This is a genomic window from Bacillus gaemokensis (assembly GCF_001590835.1).
Lineage (GTDB): Bacteria > Bacillota > Bacilli > Bacillales > Bacillaceae_G > Bacillus_A > Bacillus_A gaemokensis.
This window is the reverse complement of record NZ_LTAQ01000049.1, coordinates 1-5,445: the sequence shown is the minus strand read 5'-3', so window position 1 is coordinate 5,445 and position 5,445 is coordinate 1. Positions and strand designations below refer to the sequence as shown.

Annotated in this window: 4 protein-coding genes and 1 pseudogene; 2 read left to right on the top strand and 3 right to left on the bottom strand. The window is 28.8% G+C overall.

Translation table 11 applies throughout. From position 1 onward, the window contains the following. The first annotated feature begins 476 nt into the window (after positions 1 to 476). On the top strand, positions 477 to 1,553 hold the full coding sequence (locus tag AZF08_RS23050; protein ID WP_033679188.1) for a DUF418 domain-containing protein: 1,077 nt from the start codon (positions 477 to 479) through the stop codon (positions 1,551 to 1,553). A gap of 882 nt (positions 1,554 to 2,435) precedes the next feature. Here AZF08_RS23050 and AZF08_RS23045 read toward each other — a convergent pair. After that, positions 2,436 to 3,203, bottom strand: a complete 768-nt coding sequence (locus AZF08_RS23045; protein ID WP_051725994.1) for a HalD/BesD family halogenase — start codon at positions 3,201 to 3,203, stop codon at positions 2,436 to 2,438. 321 nt (positions 3,204 to 3,524) lie between these two features. After that, a pseudogene (locus tag AZF08_RS23040) lies at positions 3,525 to 3,755 on the bottom strand (hypothetical protein); the annotation flags it as partial. A gap of 456 nt (positions 3,756 to 4,211) precedes the next feature. On the opposite strand from AZF08_RS23040, the gene AZF08_RS23035 reads away from it, so the two are divergent. After that, positions 4,212 to 4,625, top strand: coding sequence for a hypothetical protein (locus AZF08_RS23035; protein ID WP_033679185.1), 414 nt, complete (start codon positions 4,212 to 4,214; stop codon positions 4,623 to 4,625). A gap of 439 nt (positions 4,626 to 5,064) precedes the next feature. Here the strand turns inward: AZF08_RS23035 and AZF08_RS32270 are convergent, their stop codons facing one another. After that, the gene (locus tag AZF08_RS32270; RefSeq protein WP_161486806.1) at positions 5,065 to 5,196 is read right to left on the bottom strand and encodes a hypothetical protein; all 132 of its coding nucleotides are present in this window, start codon (positions 5,194 to 5,196) and stop codon (positions 5,065 to 5,067) included. Between the last annotated feature and the right edge of the window lie 249 nt (positions 5,197 to 5,445).

Sequence of the window (5,445 nt, the reverse complement as noted above, 5' to 3'; positions counted from 1 at the left end):
ATACCTGCCGTTCTTTACATGATATCTGGGGGATTAGCATTTAGACCACTAGAAAATCATTCACTTCAGAAAAAAGCATAAAAAAGACACTAAATTTGAGTGTCTTTTCTTTATATAAAACTTCCTTATAAAAAAATATTGAAATCCAGGGAAAATATCAATTTATATCACTTGAAAAACTACCGATTTTTGTTAAACTCTTCTATTTCTTTTCTCTTTTTCATCGATCTTCTACAAGGTTAAAATAAACATTTTACTTTAAAAAGATTCCTTGGATTCTTATTTGGATGTTAAACCTTTATGTCTTGTATTCTTCTTAATATTTATTATTAATCAAATTACATTCGTTATTTTATTGTAAATTTTACATTAATCAACTGTAATGGTGAATGTATAACTTTCTTTAATTTTAACATTATAATTCACATTAAAGTTTAATGTTTATTTATAAAAAATTATAAAGGAGATGACTTAACATGAATAAAAAATTAAGAATAACAGGCTTTGATTTCGCACGGGCATTAGCTATTTTAGGAATGGTTATTGTTAATTATAAACTAACTATGGGAACCGAATATAAAGGGTCAACATGGATGATTTATTTAACTAGTATTTTTGATGGGAAAGCTTCTGCAGTATTTGTTATTTTAGCTGGAATTGGGATTTCTCTTATGACAGAAAAAGCACGTATAACTAAAAGTACCAACCTCATAAAAAAAAGTCGACAAATCATTTGGAAGCGCTCTATATTTCTTTTAATATTGGGTATGTTTCTGTATCTAATAGGATGGAAAGCTGATATATTACATTATTATGCATTCTATATGTTTATATCGTCTTTTTATATCATTACATCTACTAATACTCTGTTATATTCTTGTATTAGCATTTTAACTATATCTCAAATTTTACAAATCATATTTAATCATGTCGACAAATCAAATCTATTTATCGATGGTCATTCTCTACTTTCAAAATTGGCTGATATTTTAAATAATCTTCTATTCAATGGATATCATCCTATTTTTCCATGGATTTGTTTTCTCTTACTGGGTATGTGGTTAGGGAGGCTGAATTTTAAATCGCCTGAGGTCAGAAAAAAATTACTATTGTTTTCACTAATTTCAATGATTATATTAGAAACTTTTTCCTTTCTTCTTATCAAAATAACCAGCCCTTTGTTAGGAATAGAAACTGCTGACGCTCTATTTTCTACAACTCCAGTACCACCAAATATATTTTATATTCTCTCTAGTTCAAGTATAGCTATAATAGTTATTGTTTTATGTATATATTTCACAGAAAAATTCGCTGGAAAAATAATAACAAAAATACTTATTCTAACTGGACAAATGTCATTAACATATTATATTGGCCACGTCTTTGCATTAATTATTTTTTCATATTTAGGATTAGTAAATGATCCGAATTTACTCACAACTCTTATACTATCTTTGACTTTTTATATAAGTGCAATGTGTTTATCTTATTTTTGGAAATTGCATTTTACAAGAGGACCAATTGAATTGATAATGAGAAAATATAGTAATTAATAATAAAATCAAATTATTTGTATACAATGTATATTTATTTTTTATTGAAAGTAAAAAAAGCTAGTTTTCAAAATTAGTTTTTTTCTATATATAATTATGAAACTCTTTTGCACTTAATCCACTCACGTTTGTTGTGTTTTTCCCAATAGCTCACTAATATCCATGTTGATACTGCGCCTAAAACAAATTTCTTAAACATAATACCACCTCTTTTCTGAGTTTTTAAACTATAACAATCCGAAATATTTACCTTAATATGTAAAAACTTAATACCTTAGCATGCAGGTGGAATAGAAAATCCACTAAAATTCTCATCATCTTACACTTTTCAAGGTGAATATCAATAAGTAAAAAGCTTATTAAAATCATAATAAAAGTAAAAAACACACTCAGAATAGCCCCAGAGTGATTTAAGGAAAACCTGTTGGCCTCATGGAATGATAATAAACGCCAGCATTTAACTATTAATACACCTATAAACAACACTATAATACTTAGTATTGATTATAAAAATATATACATCAAGGGGTTTATAAGTGAGAATATCAAATTCACGTTTCTAATGTTCTTTTTAATGTGCCTGCAGGATTTCCATCGGGTTTATGAATTGTATTGTCTATACTCGAAGTTACAATTGCTCTTTCGGAACTCATGATTTCCCCATATATATTTATCTAGCGTATTAGAGATAAATTACACTTGTTAGAAACCTGGTAAAAATTGATTAGGTATCTATTTAAAGTTTAATTAGAACATTTTAAAATCAATGGATTTCCCTATTTACATCAGTATGTTTTATTCTTTTATAAAAGCCAAAACAATACAGCCGAAAGGAATAAACTCTTCTCTCCGGCTGTAAAGATGTATAAATTAGCCTAAAGCTTAAACTTCAACTAACTCCTTAGTATCTTCATAGATTTCTCCCATAGTCTCATGAGAAATATTTTTAGATAAATCTTCTTCAGATGCATAACTAAAGACCACAACAGTACGGCGAGAATCATTTTCTAAAGGTGTCACCCTATGTAATGTAGTACCAGCTCTCATAAGGTAACAATGGTCTTGAGGAACATATACATTTTGAATTTCACGACTTTCAAGTACCTCTTTTAATCCAGCTTCAGGGTTCTCTTTATCCCATACAGTATTAGGAATATATTCAACAATAGCACCTTCACCTTCTTTAGGTGCTTCAATTACCCAAATTAAAGCAAAAGTGTAGTCATCCCAATGCCACCCATGAGTATCACCTGTTTTTTGCTGATTATTAATAATAAATTCTTCTGGTGTATATGGAATACGATGTACTGGTTCATTATTATTTAAAAATGTTAAGAAATTTAAAATCACTTCAGATTTAAAAAATGCTGGAATTATCTTTCCTTTTTCAGAAATACTGTCACGATTTACTACATTGAAGTTACGAGGTGTATTACCTGTGGCTTTAATTGTAATATCACGACGTTTTGCATTTTCTGAAAGAAGATATTTCGCTTCAGCAGACATAGCTGCAATTAAAGGTGCTGGAATTAATTCATTTAAAATAACAAGCTGATTTTCCATAAACTCATTTTTTAAACTAGCAGTGTATTCTTCAGAAAATCCATTTAAATGATCTTGAACTAATTTATCAAATTTTTCTTGGAACATAAAAAATCCCCCTAGAAATTTACTTATTATGTATTTCTTTAACATTTTTATCCTGTAAAGTATCATATATTAAGTTTTTTAAATAGTCAAGAAAAATTGAAAAATATTTATTTTCTGATTTTAAATTCTATTTTTTTACTTAAATTTCATTTTAATGGATTATAATTACATATATTTAATATTCCTTTGAAATTAATTTATTTTTATGTAGAAATATATTAATTTATATATTCAGAAAATCAATTCATCAAAAACCAAAAAGACAGTTAGGTGCTATTTTTGCAAAAAAATCATTTTATGAACTTTATTATGTAGATTACGAACATTTCCTCTTTTGGGTGGAGAGTTAGGGTTATTTACTGCTTCTAATATGTATTCTTTAAATTCATTAGTATATTTCCCTAAATCACGGAGCATACCAGCTAAACCAGCCAAGTGTTTTATACCAATCTTTTCTCCATAAATTTCAGCTAGTTCTTTTACCCTCAATAAATGCTCTTCGACAGTTTGTACCTGCTTGTCACTCTCACGGATATGAGCAATATAGTTCATTTCATCTCCCTCCAGTATATAGTGTTAAGAAGGCTATCCTCTTACCATTCTAACATTTAAAGAGATACACATGACTTAAGGATGTGATTTATTTTATTTATAAACTAACCCTTGGTGCCAACAGCTACAGAAGAAATTAATAAGAATGAAGGGGGAAAATATATAATTACAGATACAAAATAAATCAAACTATATGTCCATAATTGGTAATCATTTAGATAAACATAAAACCGTAAAAATAATTAATTTCTACGGCTTTTATTGCATTTATTTAAAATTCTTTCGTAGTGGCCCCTCATACCTCGAATCGTTTCCGTATCCCAAGTATGCAAGATTGCATACTTATTCATATTGATAATTGTTATCATTGTAACTATAATGGTTTCAGTAAGTAGATTTTAAACTTACTTTTTGAAACTTTTTTTATCAAAGAATATTAAAGGAGGAGTTAGAATTATGAAAAAAGTCATTTTAGCAGGAGCATTAGGAATTGCAGTACTTTCGGGCATGAATTTACCAGGATTAGAAGCACCAAAAGCTAGTGCAGCAACTATGAATTTAGAAGTTCAAGAGGTTACTAAATATTATTCTTTGAGTTCATACGAAGTGTCTCAAAAAGAATCATTTAATCTTAAAAAAGGAGAAGAAGTTACGGTTTTTGTAACTAATTTAGGATTCCCGATTTCTTATACAGTCTTTGATGCAGACAATCAAGTAATTGGTACATACAATGCTAATTCATCTTATGGACGCGTATTCAAAGCACAAAAAAATGGTAATATTTCTGTACAATTTCAAGCAGGAGTGAATTCTACATATATGAAGAAAATGAATTTTTCAGCTAAATTCGCTCTTTCTAAATTTAATTAATGGTAAGGAATTGTTCATGTTATATAAACAATAAAATGAAAAAGGCGTATCCTATTTATGGAATATGCCTTTTAATTCTTCTTTTTCCCTATCTTTTCAAGGTTTTATTTACCTTTGCAGTACTCGCTTTGATTCTCCATACGTACAGCTAGAGCCTTATAATCACGTAACACCTTCACTACTGCTTTCTGAATTAACTTATATTCCTTGTCATTGATTTCTGGAAAGAATGATATATCATTCCTCCTTGTTTTTAGGAGATAACATTTGGTATAATATAGATGCGTTAGATTACATGTATTTTCTCGAGAGCGTTCGTTGCCATCGGACGCTTTTTTGATGTTTTGGTAGTATTTCACAAAAATTTCTGTTAATATTTAGTTACCGATATGTGTAACAACCGGCCTGTGCTTCTGTACGGGCTTTTTTGATGTTCCTATCAGCTAATCCACCCTCTCGCTATAGATTTATGGGTAAGAGTATCCAACAGTAATTTAGCTCCTTTTTCACTTACAACTACTTGTCGACCGAATAACTCTAAATTTATTTCAGAAACCTCACCTGTTATCACGCATATATTTTCTTGTTTTTTAAGAACGAAAAACCATATTGATAATTTAAAAGAAATTATATTTTAATACGTTTAAAAAGGTATATTACAAATAAACAACAATGCGGAAAAATTAATATATCTCTTGATGAAGAGGATATATACGAATTCTGGTTCTGGTGCAAAAACTCTAAAGTTCTCGCAAGTAATCTCCTAAACTTGGACATACTGATAATATTACTCTAAAAAGGTGTGTGATCGGTATGGAAA

What these genes read in the sequence shown, in the direction of transcription:
- AZF08_RS23045 (WP_051725994.1), bottom strand. Translation starts at nt 3,203, where the DNA reads ATGTTCCAAGAAAAATTTGATAAATTAGTTCAAGATCATTTAAATGGA.
- AZF08_RS23035 (WP_033679185.1), top strand. Translation starts at nt 4,212, where the DNA reads ATGAAAAAAGTCATTTTAGCAGGAGCATTAGGAATTGCAGTACTTTCG.
- AZF08_RS23050 (WP_033679188.1), top strand. Translation starts at nt 477, where the DNA reads ATGAATAAAAAATTAAGAATAACAGGCTTTGATTTCGCACGGGCATTA.